Below are 14,144 nucleotides of genomic sequence, written 5' to 3' on the forward strand. Positions count from 1 at the left end.
CGCTGCCTCAAACGCCGCCTGGCGCGCGTCGTCTTCACCCGACTGCGAGCCGACCACCACCCCCACCCCGCACTGCAAACAGCTGCCTAAACCTGCTCCTTGACATAGGAGCAACGCACGCTCGCGGCCGACGGGCTAGGAGGTGTCGACCCAGTCGAGCGTCCGCTCGACGGCCTTGCGCCAGCCCGCATACCCGGCCTCGCGCTGGTCGTCGCTCCACGCCGGCGTCCAGCGCTTGTCCTCGCGCCAGTTGGCGCGCAGGTCCGACGGGTCGGCCCAGAACCCCACCGCCAGGCCGGCGGCGTACGCGGCGCCCAGCGCGGTCGTCTCGGCGACCACCGGCCGCACCACGTCCACGCCCAGCACGTCGGCCTGAATCTGCATGCACAGGTCGTTGCCGGTGATGCCGCCGTCGACCTTCAGCTCCTCGAGGCGCACGCCGGAATCGGCCGCCATCGCGTCGACCACGTCGCGGCTCTGGTAGCAGATCGCTTCCAGCGTCGCGCGGGCCAGGTGCGCGTTCGTGTTGAAGCGGGACAGGCCCACGATCGCTCCCCGGGCGTCCGACCGCCAGTACGGGGCGAACAGCCCGGAGAACGCGGGCACGAAGTAGACGCCGCCGTTGTCGGGCACCTGACGCGCCAGCGCCTCGCTCTGGGCGGCGCCGCTGATGATGCCCAGCTGGTCGCGCAGCCACTGCACCGCCGCGCCGGTGACGGCGATCGAACCCTCGAGCGCGTACACGGGTTTGGCGTCGCCGAACTGGTAGCAGACGGTGGTCAGCAGACCGTGCTCGGATCGCACGATCGATTCACCGGTGTTGAGCAGCAGGAAGTTTCCGGTGCCGTAGGTGTTCTTCGCGTCGCCCTCGGCGAGGCAGACCTGGCCCACCATGGCCGCGTGCTGGTCGCCGAGCATTCCGGTGATCGGCACCTCCCCACCAACGGGCCCGTTCTCGTGGGTGACACCGTACGGTTCCCGCGGCGACGACGGCGCGATCGCCGGCAGCATCCGGCGCGGGACGCCGAAGAACGACAGCAGCTCGTCGTCCCAGTCCAGCGTCTCGAGATTCATCAACATCGTGCGGCTGGCGTTGGTGACGTCGGTGACGTGGACGCCGCCGCGCGGGCCCCCGGTTAGATTCCACAGCAGCCAGGTGTCGGCGGTGCCGAACAGGGCGTCGCCGCTCTCGGCGGCGGCCCGGACCCCGTCGACGTTGTCCAGGATCCACTTCAGCTTGCCGCCGGAGAAGTAGGTGGCCGGCGGTAGGCCCGCCTTGCGCCGGATCACCTCGCCGTGGCCGTCGCGCTCCAGCGCCGAGGCGATCTTGTCGGTGCGGGTGTCCTGCCAGACGATCGCGTTGCAGTAGGGGCGTCCCGTGCGCCGGTTCCACACCAGGCTGGTCTCGCGCTGATTCGTGATGCCAAGGGCCGCAATGTCTTTGGCGCTCAGATTGGATCGGTTCAGCACCGACATCAGCACCGACGAGGTGCGCTCCCAGATCTCGACCGGGTCGTGCTCGACCCAGCCGGCGCGCGGCAGGATCTGTTCGTGCTCGAGCTGGTGGCGGGCCACCTCGGCTCCGTCGTGGTCGAAGATCATGCAGCGGGTGCTGGTGGTGCCCTGGTCGATGGCGGCCACGAACTCAGCGGACTCGGCCAATTTCTCTCCCCTGCCCCGTCGTGTGACTTGTGCTGTCAACCGTCCATGGTCGCAGGTCGTTCGCCCACGCTTGCGTTACCGCCGGTGAACCTGTTGCATCGGCGGTGTGGGCGAAGAGGTCAAGCGCGCCAACTACACCCGCGAGCATCGGCAGGAATACCGGCGCAAGGTGCAGGTTTGTCTCGACGTCCTCGAGACGATGCTCGCCTGCTCGCGCTTCGACGCCGACCGGCCGCTCACCGGCATGGAGATCGAGTGCAACCTCGTCGACGCCGACTACCAGCCGGCGATGTCGAATCGCTACGTGCTCGCCGCCATCGGAGATCCGGCGTACCAGTCCGAATTGGGCGCCTACAACATCGAATTCAATGTGCCGCCCCGGCCGTTGCCCGGGCACACCGGCCTGGACCTGGAAGCCGACGTGCGGGCGAGCCTCAACGACGCGGAATCCAAGGCCGGCGCGGGCGGCGCCCACATCGTGATGATCGGCATCCTGCCCACCTTGATGCCCGAACACCTGGACAAGGGCTGGATGAGCGAGTCGATGCGCTACGCCGCGCTCAACGACTCGATCTTCACCGCCCGCGGCGAGGACATCCCGATCAACATCGACGGGCCCGAGCCGCTGAGCTGGCAGGCCGTGTCGATCGCGCCCGAATCCGCCTGCACCAGTATGCAATTGCATCTGCAGGTGGCCCCCGAGGATTTCGCCGCCAACTGGAACGCGGCCCAGGTGGTGGCCGGCGCGCAACTGGCGCTGGGCGCGAACTCGCCCTACTTCTTCGGACACCAGCTCTGGTCGGAGACGCGCATCGAGCTCTTCGCCCAGTCCACCGACACCCGGCCCGAGGAGCTCAAGTCCCAGGGGGTTCGGCCCCGGGTGTGGTTCGGCGAGCGCTGGATCGACTCGGTCCTCGACCTCTACCGGGAGAACGTCCGCTACTTCCCGCCGCTGTTGCCCGAGGTGTCCGACGAGGACCCGGCGGCCGAGCTGGCCGCCGGGCGCACGCCGCATCTGTCCGAATTGCGGCTGCACAACGGCACCGTGTACCGGTGGAACCGGCCCGTCTACGACGTGGTGGACGGGCGCCCACACCTGCGGCTGGAGAACCGGGTGCTGCCCGCGGGCCCGACGGTCGTCGACATGCTCGCGAACTCGGCGTTCTACTACGGCATGTTGCGCGCGCTGTCCGAGGACGAGAACCCGCTCTGGGAGAGAACGGGTTTCGTTGTGGCACGGGCGAATTTCCTCGAGGCGGCGCGCAACGGCATCGACGCCCACCTGGTCTGGCCCGGCCTGGGCGAGGTGTCGGCGCGCGAACTCGTGCTCACGACGTTGCTGCCGATCGCGCACGACGGACTGCGCCGCTGGGGGGTGGACGCGGAGGTGCGCGACCGGTTCCTCGGCGTCATCGAGGGTCGCGCCAGCTCCGGCCGCAACGGAGCAAGTTGGCAGGTCTCGACCGTGCGTACGCTGGAGGCCGGCGGGATGACCAGGCCCGCCGCACTGGCCGAGATGCTGCGGCGCTACTGCGAGCACATGCACGCCAACGAACCGGTGCACACCTGGGATCAGTGACAGCCACGCGTGAGGGGAGCCATGTCACCGGAAGTCATGGATTGGGACAACGCCTATCGCGAGCAGGGCGAGTTCGAGGGACCGCCGCCGTGGAACATCGGTGAGCCGCAACCGGAATTGGCGGCGCTGGCCGCGGCGGGCAGGTTCCGCAGCGACGTGCTCGACGCGGGCTGCGGATTCGCCGAGCTGTCGTTGGCGCTGGCCGCCGAGGGCCACACGGTGGTGGGCATCGACCTGACGCCCACGGCGGTCGCTGCGGCCACCAAAGCGGCCGCCGAGCGCGGCCTGACCACCGCCAGCTTTCATCAGGCCGACATCACGGACTTCTCGGCCTATCCGCAGGGCTCGGCGGGCCGCTTCAACACGGTCGTCGACTCGACGCTGTTCCACTCGCTGCCCGTCGAGGGCCGTGACGCCTACCTGAGCTCCGTGCACCGCGCGGCGGCTCCCGGCGCGAGTTACTTCGTGCTGGTGTTCGCCAAGGGCGCGTTCCCCGCCGACATGGACGCGGGGCCCAACGAAGTCGACGAGGACGAGTTGCGCGAGGCCGTGGGCAAGTACTGGGAGATCGACGAGATCCGCGCCGCCTATATCCACGCCAACATGCCCGACGGTCCCGGGGCGCCGTTCCAGATGCCGCCGCACGAGCGCGACGCGCGGGGCCGGATGAAGCTGCCGGCCTACCTGCTGACCGCGCACAAGGCGGGCTGAGTCAGCATTCGTCGCGCCGGCTGGGTCAGCCGCCCACGCCCAGCAGGCTGGCCGCGACATCTCGCGCCACCGCAGCGGCGAAGTCGACACCCGTGACGAGCCCGTCCGGCCAGGTGGGAATCGGCGGAATGACGAACTGACTGTAGGACACGGGAGCCAGCGTGATCTGCGGGACATTCACGTCGGGCAGGTCGAAGCCGCCGACACCGATGGGCGGGGTCGTCACCGGAGAGGTTGCGAAAGCCGGCCACGAGACTTGCGGCAGCGTGAAACCGCCGACGCCGATCGGCGGCGTGGTGACCGCCGGGGTGGCGAAGTCCGGCCAACTCACTTGCGGCAGCGTGAAGCCGCCCACGGCGATCGGCGGCGTGGTGACCGCCGGGGTGGCGAAGTCCGGCCAACTGACTTGCGGCAGCGTGAAGCCGCCGACGGCGATGGGTGGCACGGTGGTCGACGGGAGGGTGAAGCCGGAGAGGCTGACGGACGGGAAGGTGTAACCGCCCGGGGAGCCGACGGTCACGGTTGGCAGATTGAGCTGCCCAATCTGGATCGCGGGGATGGTGAATTGGGTGATATAGCCTCCTCCGCCGACGACCCCTATCGACGGCGCGATGTCGAATGTCTCGAGGTTGATGTCGTAGTCGGGGAAGAGGACGTTGCCCGTGTGCAGGTGGACCACAGTCTGGCCGCCGCCATTGACGTGGATATTCGGGATCTGGATCGCCGGGAAGGTGAACTGGGGCACGGTGATCGACGGCAGGTTCCACCCGGTGACGGCGATGGGCGGCGTCGTGAACTGGGGTATCGTCACCGCGGGCAGGGTGATGCCCGAAATCTGTATCGCGGGCGTCGTGATCTGCGGCAGGTTGAACGCCCCCACGGTCACGTTCGCAAGCGTGGAGCCCGCCGGGATGTTCACCGACGGGATCGTCAGCTGCGGCAACGTGAACGGACTCACCGTCAGGTTCGCCAGCGTGGAGCCCGCCGGGATGTTCACCGACGGAATCGTGAACTGCGGCAACGTGAACGGACTCACCGTCAGGTTCGCCAGCGTGGAGCCCGCCGGGATGTTGAGCGACGGGATGCTGAGCTGCGGCAGGGTGAAGGGCGCGACGTGTATCGGGGGTACGTTCACAGCCGGCAGGATGAACTCGGGCGTACTGATGGTGAAGCCGATGCCGCCCGTCCCGATGTTGATGTCCAGCAGGCCGTTGAAGAGGTTGAACGTGCGATACGTGGCGGCGGGGACGGCCGGGGGGGGCACGGCCGCGGCGGCCGCCGGTGCCCCGCTCACCGCGCCCGCCAAGTTCTGCAGCGCGCTGAACGGCGTCAGCGTCGAGACGGCACTCGCGGCCTGGCCGTAGTAGTCGACCATCGCCGCGACGTCGGCGGCCCACATCTCCTCGTACTCCGCCTCGACGGCCGCGATCGCCGGGGTGTTGAAGCCGAACAGGTTCGTCCGCACCAGCGAGAGCAAGCCGGCGCGGTTGGCCGCGACGATCACGGGGTGGACCACCGCCGCGCGCACGGCCTCGAACGCACCCGCCACCGTCCGGACCTGGGCGGCCGCATGCTCGGCCTGGGCGGTCACCGTGTTCAGCCACCCGACGTAGGGGGCGGCCGCGGCCGTCATCGCCTGCGCCGCCGGCCCCTGCCACGACGTACCAGCCAAGTCGGAAACCACCGAGTCGAATGCTGTTGCGGCTGAGGATAATTCGCTAGCCAGTCCGTCCCAGGCCGCCGCCGCCTCCAGCATGGGACCGGACCCCGCGCCCGCGAAAATCCGGATCGAGTTGATCTCCGGCGGCAACACCAAGAAGCTCATCTCGCACCCTTTCGAACCACTCGTCGTCGAGCGGCGCGCCGCTGCGGGGCCGACCCCTGGTCCGGCACGCGCCGTGGAGGCAAGAATTACAACACACACGCCTAATAGGGACCAGCGTTTCCGTACCTTTCATAGAATTCGACGGCTTGTTACCGGCGCGGTGTATGTCCGGTTTCTGGGCGCCGTTCGCGTCGGCGCGTCGGACACTAGGTGCCGGTCGCCGCGGTGGCCGCGAGCAGGGCCTCGGCGAAGGTTTCGAGGTCCTCAGGGCTGGTGTCCACGTGTGGGGAGATCCGTAGCACCGGTGCCGACAGCTCGTGCGGCGCCCGCGCCACACCCGCGTAGGTGGTGAGGATTCTCCGCTCGGCGAGCAACCACGCCCGCACCTTCTCCGGGTCCGCGCCGTCGAGCGGAGCCAGCGTGGTGATGGCGCTCGGCTCGTCGGCCTCTTCGACCACAACCCAACCGTCGACGTCGGAAAGCAGGGTGCGGGCCACGTTGCCCCGCCGCGCGAGCTCGGCACGGACCGGCTCCGGCCCGTGGGCCAGGTATTCACCGAGCGCGACCGAAAAACCAACGCGTGCGGCGACATTGGCCTCGCCGAAACCCAGTTGCTCCGCCACCGACAGGCCCGGGGCCCACGAGGGCGCCGGCAACCGCGGCGTCAACCGGTCCATCACCGCGGGTGACGCGGCGAGCACTCCGACCCCGCGCGGACCGGCGATCCATTTGCGCGACGACGAGTACACGACGTCGGCGTGGACGGCACAGTCGATGTGACCCAGCGCCTGGGCGGCGTCGACCACCAGCGGCACGCCCAGGCCCCGGCAGAGCTCGGCCACCATGGCGAGCGGCTGCACCACGCCCCGATGGCTCGCCAGCGGCGTGAGATGGACGAAATCCGGTGGGGCGTCCTCGAGTACGAAGGCCGCGTCGTCCAGCGCCAGCCTGCCGTCGTCCAGGGTTGGCAGGGTGCGCACCTCGAACCCGTGCGCCGCCATCACGGCCAGGTTGGGCCCGTACTCGCCGGGCAGGCACGCCAGCGTGCGCCGGTCGGCCGGCCAGCCGCCCAGCAGCAGATCCAGCGCGTGCAGCGAGCCGGTGGTGAACACGACCTCGGCGTCGGGAATGCCGCACAGCGCCGCGACCGCCGCCCGCCCGGCGTCGAGCACCGGCGCGGCCGCCTCGGCCGCGACGTATCCGCCCACCTCCGACTCGTGACGCGCGTGTTGCGCCGCCGCCTCGATGGCCGCGAGGCTCTGCCGCGAACAGGCGGCGCTGTCCAGGTGCAACCCGGCCACCGGGGGCCGCGCCGCCCGCCACCGGTCGGCGAGCGAATCCTGCGTCACTTCACCGCCAACGACAGCCCGAAGTCGCCCGCGCCGTCGGTCCACCACCTGGTGCGGCGCAAGCCCACGGCGGCCAGTTCGGCGCTCACCGTGTCGGGGCGGAACTTGCAGGACACCTCGGTCAGCATCTCCTCGCCGGCCGTGAAGTCGACCGTCAGCCCGAGCGCGCCGACGCGCACGCGCTGCGCGACGCCGGAGCGCAACCACATTTCGATGCGTTCCTCGGCCGCGTTCCAGCGCGCGACGTGACGAAAGGCGTCGATGTCGAAGTCGGCGTCGAGCTCGCGGTTGATCACCGCCAGCACGTTGCGGTTGAACGCCGCCGTGACACCCGCGGCGTCGTCGTAGGCGCGCACCAGCCGGTCGACGTCCTTGACCAGGTCGGTGCCCAGCAGCAGGCTGTCGCCCGGCCGCATCTGCGCGGCCAGCGTCGACAGGAATCGGGCCCGGGGCCCGGGTGTGAGGTTGCCGATCGTCGAGCCGAGGAACACGAACAGCCGCCGCCCGCCGCCGGGAATCTCGCTCAGGTGCTCCTCAAAATCCCCACACACCGCCTGGATCTCGACACCCGGGTACTCCCGCTGGATGGCCGCCGCCGCCGAGGACAGCACGGTTGCGTCGACGTCGAAGGGCACGAACCGGCGCAGGCGTCCGTGGTCGCGCAGCGCGTCGAGCAGCATCCGCGTCTTCTCCGACGTGCCGCTGCCCAGTTCGACCAGGGTGTCGGCCTCGCTGGCCGACGCCACCTCCGCCGCGCGGGCCCGCAGGATCTCCGCCTCCGCGCGCGTCGGGTAGTACTCGGGCAGCCGGGTGATCTGGTCGAACAGATCGCTCCCCACCGCGTCGTAGAACCACTTGGGCGGCAACGACTTCGGGGTCGCCCGGAGGCCGTCGAGCACATCGCGGCGGAGCGCGTGGTACGCCGAGTCGGCGCCGAGGTGGTTGGACAACGACAGCGTCATCAAGATCCTTTCGGCTCGTCCAGCGGAGTCATCGTGACCCCGCCGGCCGTCACTTCCACAAGGTGACGGTCGGGGACGTCCGCCCATGCCGGGTCGTCGTCGTAGGGTTCGCTCGCCAGCACCACGCCGTCGTCGCGGCGCAGGACGGACAGCGTGTCACCCCAGACCGTCGCGAGCAGGCGGGAGCCGTCCGCGGCCAGGATGTTCAGCCGGGCGTTCGGGTCGGCGGACCCGACCCCGACGATTGTGTCACCGAGCGCGTCGAGACCCCGCTCGAAGATGGCTGCGGCCAATATCGCGCTGTCGCAGACGGATTCGGCGGCGGCGGTGCGGGGCAGCACGGCGCGGTCGACGATCCCGTTGTGCGACAACAACCACCGGCCGTCGGTGAACGGCGCCGTCGCGCTGGCCTCGATCGGCATCCCCACCGTCGCCGACCGGACCGCGGCCACCACGCAGTGGCTGCGCAGCGCCGGGGCGACGGAGTCGAACGACACGTCACCCCACAGCGGCGCCGGGCTGCGCCACCGCCGGGGCGTGCCGCCGTCGAAAAACCCGACGCCCCAGCCGTCGGCGTTCAGCAGGCCGTGCTTCTGCCGGCGGGGGGCGTAGGACTGCAGCCGAAGGCCGTAGGGCGGGTCCAGGATCAGCGACGACACCGGGACGGCGGCGCCCAGCCAGCCGAGATGACGGCACATCAGGCCGTGCCTCCAGCGTCCTCGGCGTCCCACGCCAGCCGGACGCCGGCGAAGATCTGGCGGCGGTAGGGGTGGTCCCAGTTGCGGAAACTGGGCCGCAGGATGCCCGGCTCGACGGCCCACGACCCGCCCCGCAACACCCGGTAGTCGCCGTCGAAGAACGGCTGCGAATAGCGCTCGTAGATCATCGGGGCGAAACCCGGCCAGGGCCGCAGCGGGGAGGAGGTCCATTCCCAGACGTCACCGAGCATCTGCTCGGCCCCGTACGCGGAGGCGCCGGCAGGGTAGGCGCCGACGGGCGCCGGGCGCAGCGCGGTGCCACCGAGGTTCGCGAGCGCGTCCGACGGGGGCTGCTCGCCCCAGGCGTAGCGGCGCCGGGCGCCGGTCGCCGGGTCCCAGGCGCACGCCTTCTCCCACTCCGCTTCGGTGGGTAGCCGGGCGCCGGCCCAGGCCGCGTAGGCCTCGGCCTCGAAGTAGGTGACGTGCTGGACGGGCTCGTCGGCGGGGACCGCCTCGACGTGGCCGAACCGGGTGCGGGTGGCGCCGTCGGCGCTCCAGAACTGCGGCGCGGTGAGCCCGGCCCCCTGCCGGTGCGCCCACCCGCGCTCGGACCACCAGCGGGGGTCGGCGTAGCCGCCGTCGTCCATGAATTCTCGCCACTCGGCGTTGGTGACGGGGACCCGCCCGATCCGGAAGGCCGGCACGTCGACGATGTGGGCGGGCCGTTCGTTGTCCAGCGAATAGGGTTCGGTCGCGGCGTCCACACCCAGCAGGAACGGGCCGCCGTGCACCGGGACCGAGGTGCCGGCCAGGCCGGGGCGGCCGGGCGGCAGCGCCGACGTCTCGCTCAGAAGCGGTGCGCCGCTGCGCAGGTTCAGCGCCTGCAGCATGGTCTCGGTGTGCTGGTTCTCGTGGCTGACCACCATGCCGAAGGTGAAGCCGCTGGCATCGTCAGGCAGTGCGTCCAGGGCATCGAGCGCGGCGGATCGCACCGTCCGGCAATAGGCGTGCGCCTCCTTGGGCGACAGGAGCGGCAGGTCGACCCGACTGGCCCGCGAGTGGACGAACGCGTCGTAGAGACCCTCGACGGACGGCGGCAGCATGCCGGGCCGGGCCCCGTCGCCGCCGCGCAGCAGCCAGAATTCCTCCTGCTGGCCGATGTGCGCGAGGTCCCACACGAGCGGGCTCATCAGCGGGTCGTACTGCCGGCAGAGCTCGTCGTCGTCGAAGTCGACCAGGCGCAGTGTCCGCGCCCGCGCCCGCGCCAAATCGTCGGCGAGCCTCTCGCGGTACGTCACAGCCCCCCTCGCGCCAGCCGCGCCACCATGGGCGCGACGCCCTGCTCGATCACGTCGTCGGCGAAGTCGTCACCCGGACATCGACCACGTTCGACGTTACGGACCAGCCGTTGCATCGCGTCGGCGAGTTCCGGGGGCGCCTGGTCCGCGGCGAGGCCCACGCAGGCGTTGGCCGCCGCATGAAGGCGCCGGTCGCGCAGGCCCACCCGGGCCGCGATGTCCCACGCGGTGGCCACCGGTTCGACCGCCTCCGCCGCGGCCGCGGCGGCCTGGCGATCGTCGAGCAGCGTGACGAGCGTGAACACCACCGCCGGCCAGTACTCGTCCGGAACGCTGTCCAGGTAGCGGATCTCCAGCCAGCGCCGCGGGCGTACCGGCGGGAACAGCGTGGTGAGGTGATATTCGAGGTCGTCGACCGTGGGACGGCGACCGCCGAGCAGCACCCGTCCGTCGGCCCAGTCGATGAACGGCGCCCAGTCCGTGACCGCCACGGGCTCGGGATCGTTGACCATCATCACGGGCGCCTTGAGCGCGTACCGCGCCCAGTCGGTTCCCGGGTCGTCGCCGCTGGCGCCGAGCACCGGCCCGCAGCGCGCCGAGTCCATGCGCCCCCACACCCGCTGCCGGGTCGAGACCCAGCCGGTGAACTCCCCGCCCAGCATCGGCGAGTTCGCCGTCAGCGCGATCATCGTGGGGCCCAGCGCGTGCGCGAGCCGCACCCGGTCGGCCCAGCCGTCCCTGGGCCCGGCGTCGAGGTTGACCTGGACCGAGGCGGTGGACGTCATCATGGCGGCGCCCGCCTCGCCGGAGCGGCTGGCGGCGAAGAACTGCTCCATGGCGACGTACCGCGGGCCGGGGTTGATACGCCGGGGCGGACGAAGCGGGTCGGCGCCCAGGAAGACCAGCCCCAGTCCGGCGTCGGCGAACGCCGACCGCAGGACGGCCTGGTCGGCGTGCATGGCATCGATGGCGGCGACGACGCCGTCGGCCGGCGGCCCGGACAGTTCCACGGCGCCGCCCGGCTCCACCGTGAGGCGGCTGCCGCACGGCAGGCCCGGAAGCGACTCGGCGACCTCCCGGATCTCCTCCCAGCTCGGCCGGCGGTGCGGATCGGCCGGGTCGTGGCAGTGGGCCTCCACCTCGAGCCCGATGCGCCGCAACGGACCGTCGGACAGGCAGCCCTCGGCGATGTACCGCGCGGCGGCCGACGAGTCGGCCAGCTCGGCATCGCCCCGCGGCGACCCGTCGACCTGAGGTTCCGCGTGGGTCGCGGCGGCGCACGCCATATCAGGATCCCTTCGGGCCGGGAACGGTCATAGCCACGTCCTGTGGTTCATCTTCCGGACCGCACCGACATATTCCCGTTTCCGCGCACGACTATTGACCCAGCGCGTTCTGCATCGCCCCGGCCAGCACGTTGACCGCGGGCCCGCCGTTGCCAGACTGGCAAACTTTCGCCTGCAGAACGACGTTTTCGCGCAGCCTGGTTTGATTGAAGCACCGCCGGTCGGAGCCCACCTGCTGCTTGGTCCAGTTCTCGTCGGCGGCGCCGGCCGGCCCGCCGTCGAACGACCAATCCTGGGTGGCGCCGTTGTCCAGGTGCACCGCGGTCGTCTGTCCCGAGCAGCCCACGGTCCGGTCGACGACCCGGTGGAACGCCCGGCCCGCGGCGTCGTTGGTGGCGAACACCCCGACCGCCTGCTTGACGAAGTGCGTCTGGTCGGTGGCGGACGTCTGCGTGACGGCGCCGTTGAACGACGCGAGGTCGGGGTCGTTGTACACCTCCGGCAGCCCGATGTCGGCCCAGTTGTTGCACACCGGCAGATCGACCCAGTCACCCTGCACCGGCTGGCTGAAGGTCGACTCCCAGCCCATCTGGCCGCCGACGATGTTGCCCACCGAGCCTTTGCCGAGAACGGCGTAATTCACCACCCCGGGATCCGACGGGTGGGCGGCTGCGGCGGGAGCGGTCGACGACGCCGCAACCGCAACCCCGAGGGCCAGCGCGGCGGCGGAGATCCGCACGGGCTAGACCTTGGCGGACACGTCGATGTCGACGTTGCCCCGGGTCGCCTTGGAGTACGGACACACCTGGTGGGCCTGGTGCACGAGATCGTCGGCGGCGCTCTGGTCGAGGCCGGGCAGGTAGCCGACGATCGTGCCGGTGAGGCCGAAGCCGCCCTCGGAGTCCTTGCCGAACCCGATCTGCACGCTCACATTGGTCGCGTCGTCCAGCTTGACCTTCGACTTGCCCGCCACCAGGCGCAGCGCGCCCAGGAAGCAGGCCGCGTACCCCGCGGCGAACAACTGCTCGGGATTGGCCCCCTCACCGCTGCCGCCCATCGCCTTCGGCGGCCGCGTGTCGAGGTCGATGCGGCCGTCGTCGGACTTCACGTGCCCGTCGCGACCCCCTCCGGTCGCCGTGGATTCCGTGGTGTACACGACTTCGATGGTCATGTGTTCCGATCATGCCAGGCGGCGACCCCGGCGCGAACCTCGAGTTACTGGGCGCGGACGCCCTCCTCGACCTTCTTGCCGAGGTCGGGGTCGACGTTGCGCCAATACTCGAACACCCGCGACAGCACCGGCTCCTTCACGCCCTTGGACACGTGACCGATGATGTTGTGCGCCAAGCGTTCCCGGGCCGCGTCGTCGAGGACCTCACGCACCATGGTGCCGGCCTGGCCCCAGTCGTCGTCCTCGGCGTGCAGCGTGTACGCCGCGCGGACCATGTCGCCGTCGGCGTGCCAGCGGATCTCGGCCGCGCGCGCCGGGTCGGCGTGCGGACCGCCGAACGAGTTCGGCGCGTAGACGGGATCGGAGACGTTCTTCACCCGCATGGCACCGTCTTTCGAGTAGCTGTTCACCTCGACCTTGGGCTCGTTGACCGGGATCTGGCGGTAGTTGGTGCCCAGCCGGGCGCGGTGCGCGTCCGAGTAGGAGAAGCCGCGGGCCTGCAGCATCTTGTCGGGGCTCAGCCCGGTGCCGGGGACGGTGTTGTTCGGCTCGAAGGCGGCCTGCTCCATTTCGGTGTGGTAGTCGGTGACGTTGCGGTTGAGCGTCATCCTGCCGACGTCGATCAGCGGGTAGTCGCCGTGCGGCCACACCTTCGTCAGGTCGAACGGGTTGAACCGGTAATTGCGGGCCTCCTCGTACGGCATGATCTGCATCTTGAGCGTCCAGCTCGGGTGGTCCCCGCCCTCGATCGCCTCGTAGAGGTCGCGCTGGTGGTAGTCACCGTCCTCGCCGGCCAGCCGGTCGGCGTCCTCCTGGGTCAGGAAGTCGACGCCCTGGTCGGAGATGAAGTGATACTTCACCCAGAAGATCTCGCCCGACGCGTTGATCCAGCTGTAGGTGTGGCTGCTGTAGCCGTTCATGTGGCGCCACGTCTTGGGAATGCCCCGGTCGCCCATCAGCCAGGTCACCTGGTGCGCGGACTCCGGGGACAGGGTCCAGAAGTCCCATTGCATGTTGTGGTCGCGCACATTGCTTGCCTGCAAACGCTTTTGGGATCGGATGAAGTGCTGGAACTTCATCGGGTCGCGCATGAAGAAGATCGGCGTGTTGTTGCCGACCATGTCGAAGTTGCCCTCGGTCGTGTAGAACTTCAGGGCGAAGCCGCGCGGGTCGCGCCAGGTGTCCGGGCTGCCGCGCTCGCCGGCGACCGTGGAGAACCTGGCGAGCATCTCGGTCTTGACGCCCGGCTGGAACATCGCCGCCCGGGTGTACTGGCTGACGTCGTTGGTCACCTCGAACTGCCCGAACGCGCCGCCGCCCTTGGCGTGCGGCTGACGCTCCGGGATGCGCTCGCGGTTGAACTGGGCCATCTGCTCGATCAGGTAGTGGTCCTGCAGCAGGATCGGGCCGTCGGGACCGACCGTCAGCGACTGGTCGTCGCTGGGGGCCGCGATGCCGGCGTCGGTGGTGGTGAAGCGCTCCGTCATGTTCACTCTCTCCTCAATGGCTGCATGGAACTTGAATGCGCTGCGGCCCAGACGCTTTCGGCGGGGGAGGGCTACCGGCCCGGGCGGCTCCCCGGCTCTTTTTACAATTCGGAGCC

The 14,144-nt window shown here is 70.2% G+C and carries 12 protein-coding genes; 2 read left to right on the top strand and 10 right to left on the bottom strand.

Annotation, left to right across the window (positions count from 1 at the left end):
* Nucleotides 1–135: 135 nt before the first annotated feature.
* Entirely contained in the window at nt 136–1,662 is a 1,527-nt protein-coding gene (glpK, locus tag GPY60_RS24970) for a glycerol kinase GlpK (RefSeq protein WP_156690379.1), read from the bottom strand.
* Between the two features lie 106 nt (nt 1,663–1,768).
* Here glpK and GPY60_RS24975 point away from each other — a divergent pair, with 106 nt between their 5' ends.
* Both GPY60_RS24975 and GPY60_RS24980 read left to right on the top strand, forming a co-directional pair.
* Nucleotides 1,769–3,241, top strand: coding sequence for a glutamate--cysteine ligase (locus GPY60_RS24975; protein WP_156690380.1), 1,473 nt, complete (start codon nt 1,769–1,771; stop codon nt 3,239–3,241).
* Nucleotides 3,242–3,262: 21 nt separating this feature from the next.
* Nucleotides 3,263–3,952 carry a class I SAM-dependent methyltransferase gene (locus GPY60_RS24980; protein ID WP_156690381.1) on the top strand — a complete coding sequence of 230 codons (690 nt, stop codon included), beginning with the start codon at nt 3,263–3,265 and terminating at the stop codon, nt 3,950–3,952.
* Between the two features lie 25 nt (nt 3,953–3,977).
* Here GPY60_RS24980 and GPY60_RS24985 read toward each other — a convergent pair whose 3' ends face one another.
* The 9 genes from GPY60_RS24985 to GPY60_RS25020 all read right to left on the bottom strand — a co-directional run bounded on the left by GPY60_RS24985 (nt 3,978) and on the right by GPY60_RS25020 (nt 14,028).
* Nucleotides 3,978–5,777, bottom strand: a complete 1,800-nt coding sequence (locus GPY60_RS24985) for a PPE family protein (RefSeq protein ID WP_156690382.1) — start codon at nt 5,775–5,777, stop codon at nt 3,978–3,980.
* Nucleotides 5,778–5,983: 206 nt separating this feature from the next.
* A complete protein-coding gene (egtE, locus tag GPY60_RS24990) occupies nt 5,984–7,126 on the bottom strand; it encodes an ergothioneine biosynthesis PLP-dependent enzyme EgtE (RefSeq protein ID WP_156690383.1) in 1,143 nt (380 codons plus the stop codon).
* Entirely contained in the window at nt 7,123–8,088 is a 966-nt protein-coding gene (gene egtD, locus GPY60_RS24995) for an L-histidine N(alpha)-methyltransferase (protein ID WP_156690384.1), read from the bottom strand. Before egtD ends, egtE begins: the two co-directional genes overlap by 4 nt.
* Entirely contained in the window at nt 8,088–8,786 is a 699-nt protein-coding gene (gene egtC / locus GPY60_RS25000) for an ergothioneine biosynthesis protein EgtC (protein WP_156690385.1), read from the bottom strand. Before egtC ends, egtD begins: the two co-directional genes overlap by 1 nt.
* A complete protein-coding gene (egtB, locus tag GPY60_RS25005) occupies nt 8,786–10,084 on the bottom strand; it encodes an ergothioneine biosynthesis protein EgtB (RefSeq protein ID WP_156690386.1) in 1,299 nt (432 codons plus the stop codon). The genes egtC and egtB overlap by 1 nt, the downstream gene beginning before the upstream one ends.
* Entirely contained in the window at nt 10,081–11,370 is a 1,290-nt protein-coding gene (egtA, locus tag GPY60_RS25010; RefSeq protein ID WP_156690387.1) for an ergothioneine biosynthesis glutamate--cysteine ligase EgtA, read from the bottom strand. Before egtA ends, egtB begins: the two co-directional genes overlap by 4 nt.
* Nucleotides 11,371–11,461: 91 nt before the next feature.
* Nucleotides 11,462–12,109 carry a sensor domain-containing protein gene (locus tag GPY60_RS26765; RefSeq protein ID WP_197283825.1) on the bottom strand — a complete coding sequence of 216 codons (648 nt, stop codon included), beginning with the start codon at nt 12,107–12,109 and terminating at the stop codon, nt 11,462–11,464.
* A 3-nt stretch (nt 12,110–12,112) separates the two neighbouring features.
* The gene (locus GPY60_RS26770; RefSeq protein WP_197283826.1) at nt 12,113–12,541 is read right to left on the bottom strand and encodes an organic hydroperoxide resistance protein; all 429 of its coding nucleotides are present in this window, start codon (nt 12,539–12,541) and stop codon (nt 12,113–12,115) included.
* A 44-nt stretch (nt 12,542–12,585) separates the two neighbouring features.
* Nucleotides 12,586–14,028: a catalase gene (locus GPY60_RS25020; RefSeq protein ID WP_156690388.1), complete on the bottom strand. Its 1,443-nt coding sequence runs from the start codon at nt 14,026–14,028 to the stop codon at nt 12,586–12,588.
* Nucleotides 14,029–14,144: the final 116 nt, after the last annotated feature.

The sequence above is a fragment of the Mycobacterium sp. Marseille-P9652 genome (genome assembly GCF_902652685.1).
GTDB lineage: Bacteria > Actinomycetota > Actinomycetes > Mycobacteriales > Mycobacteriaceae > Mycobacterium.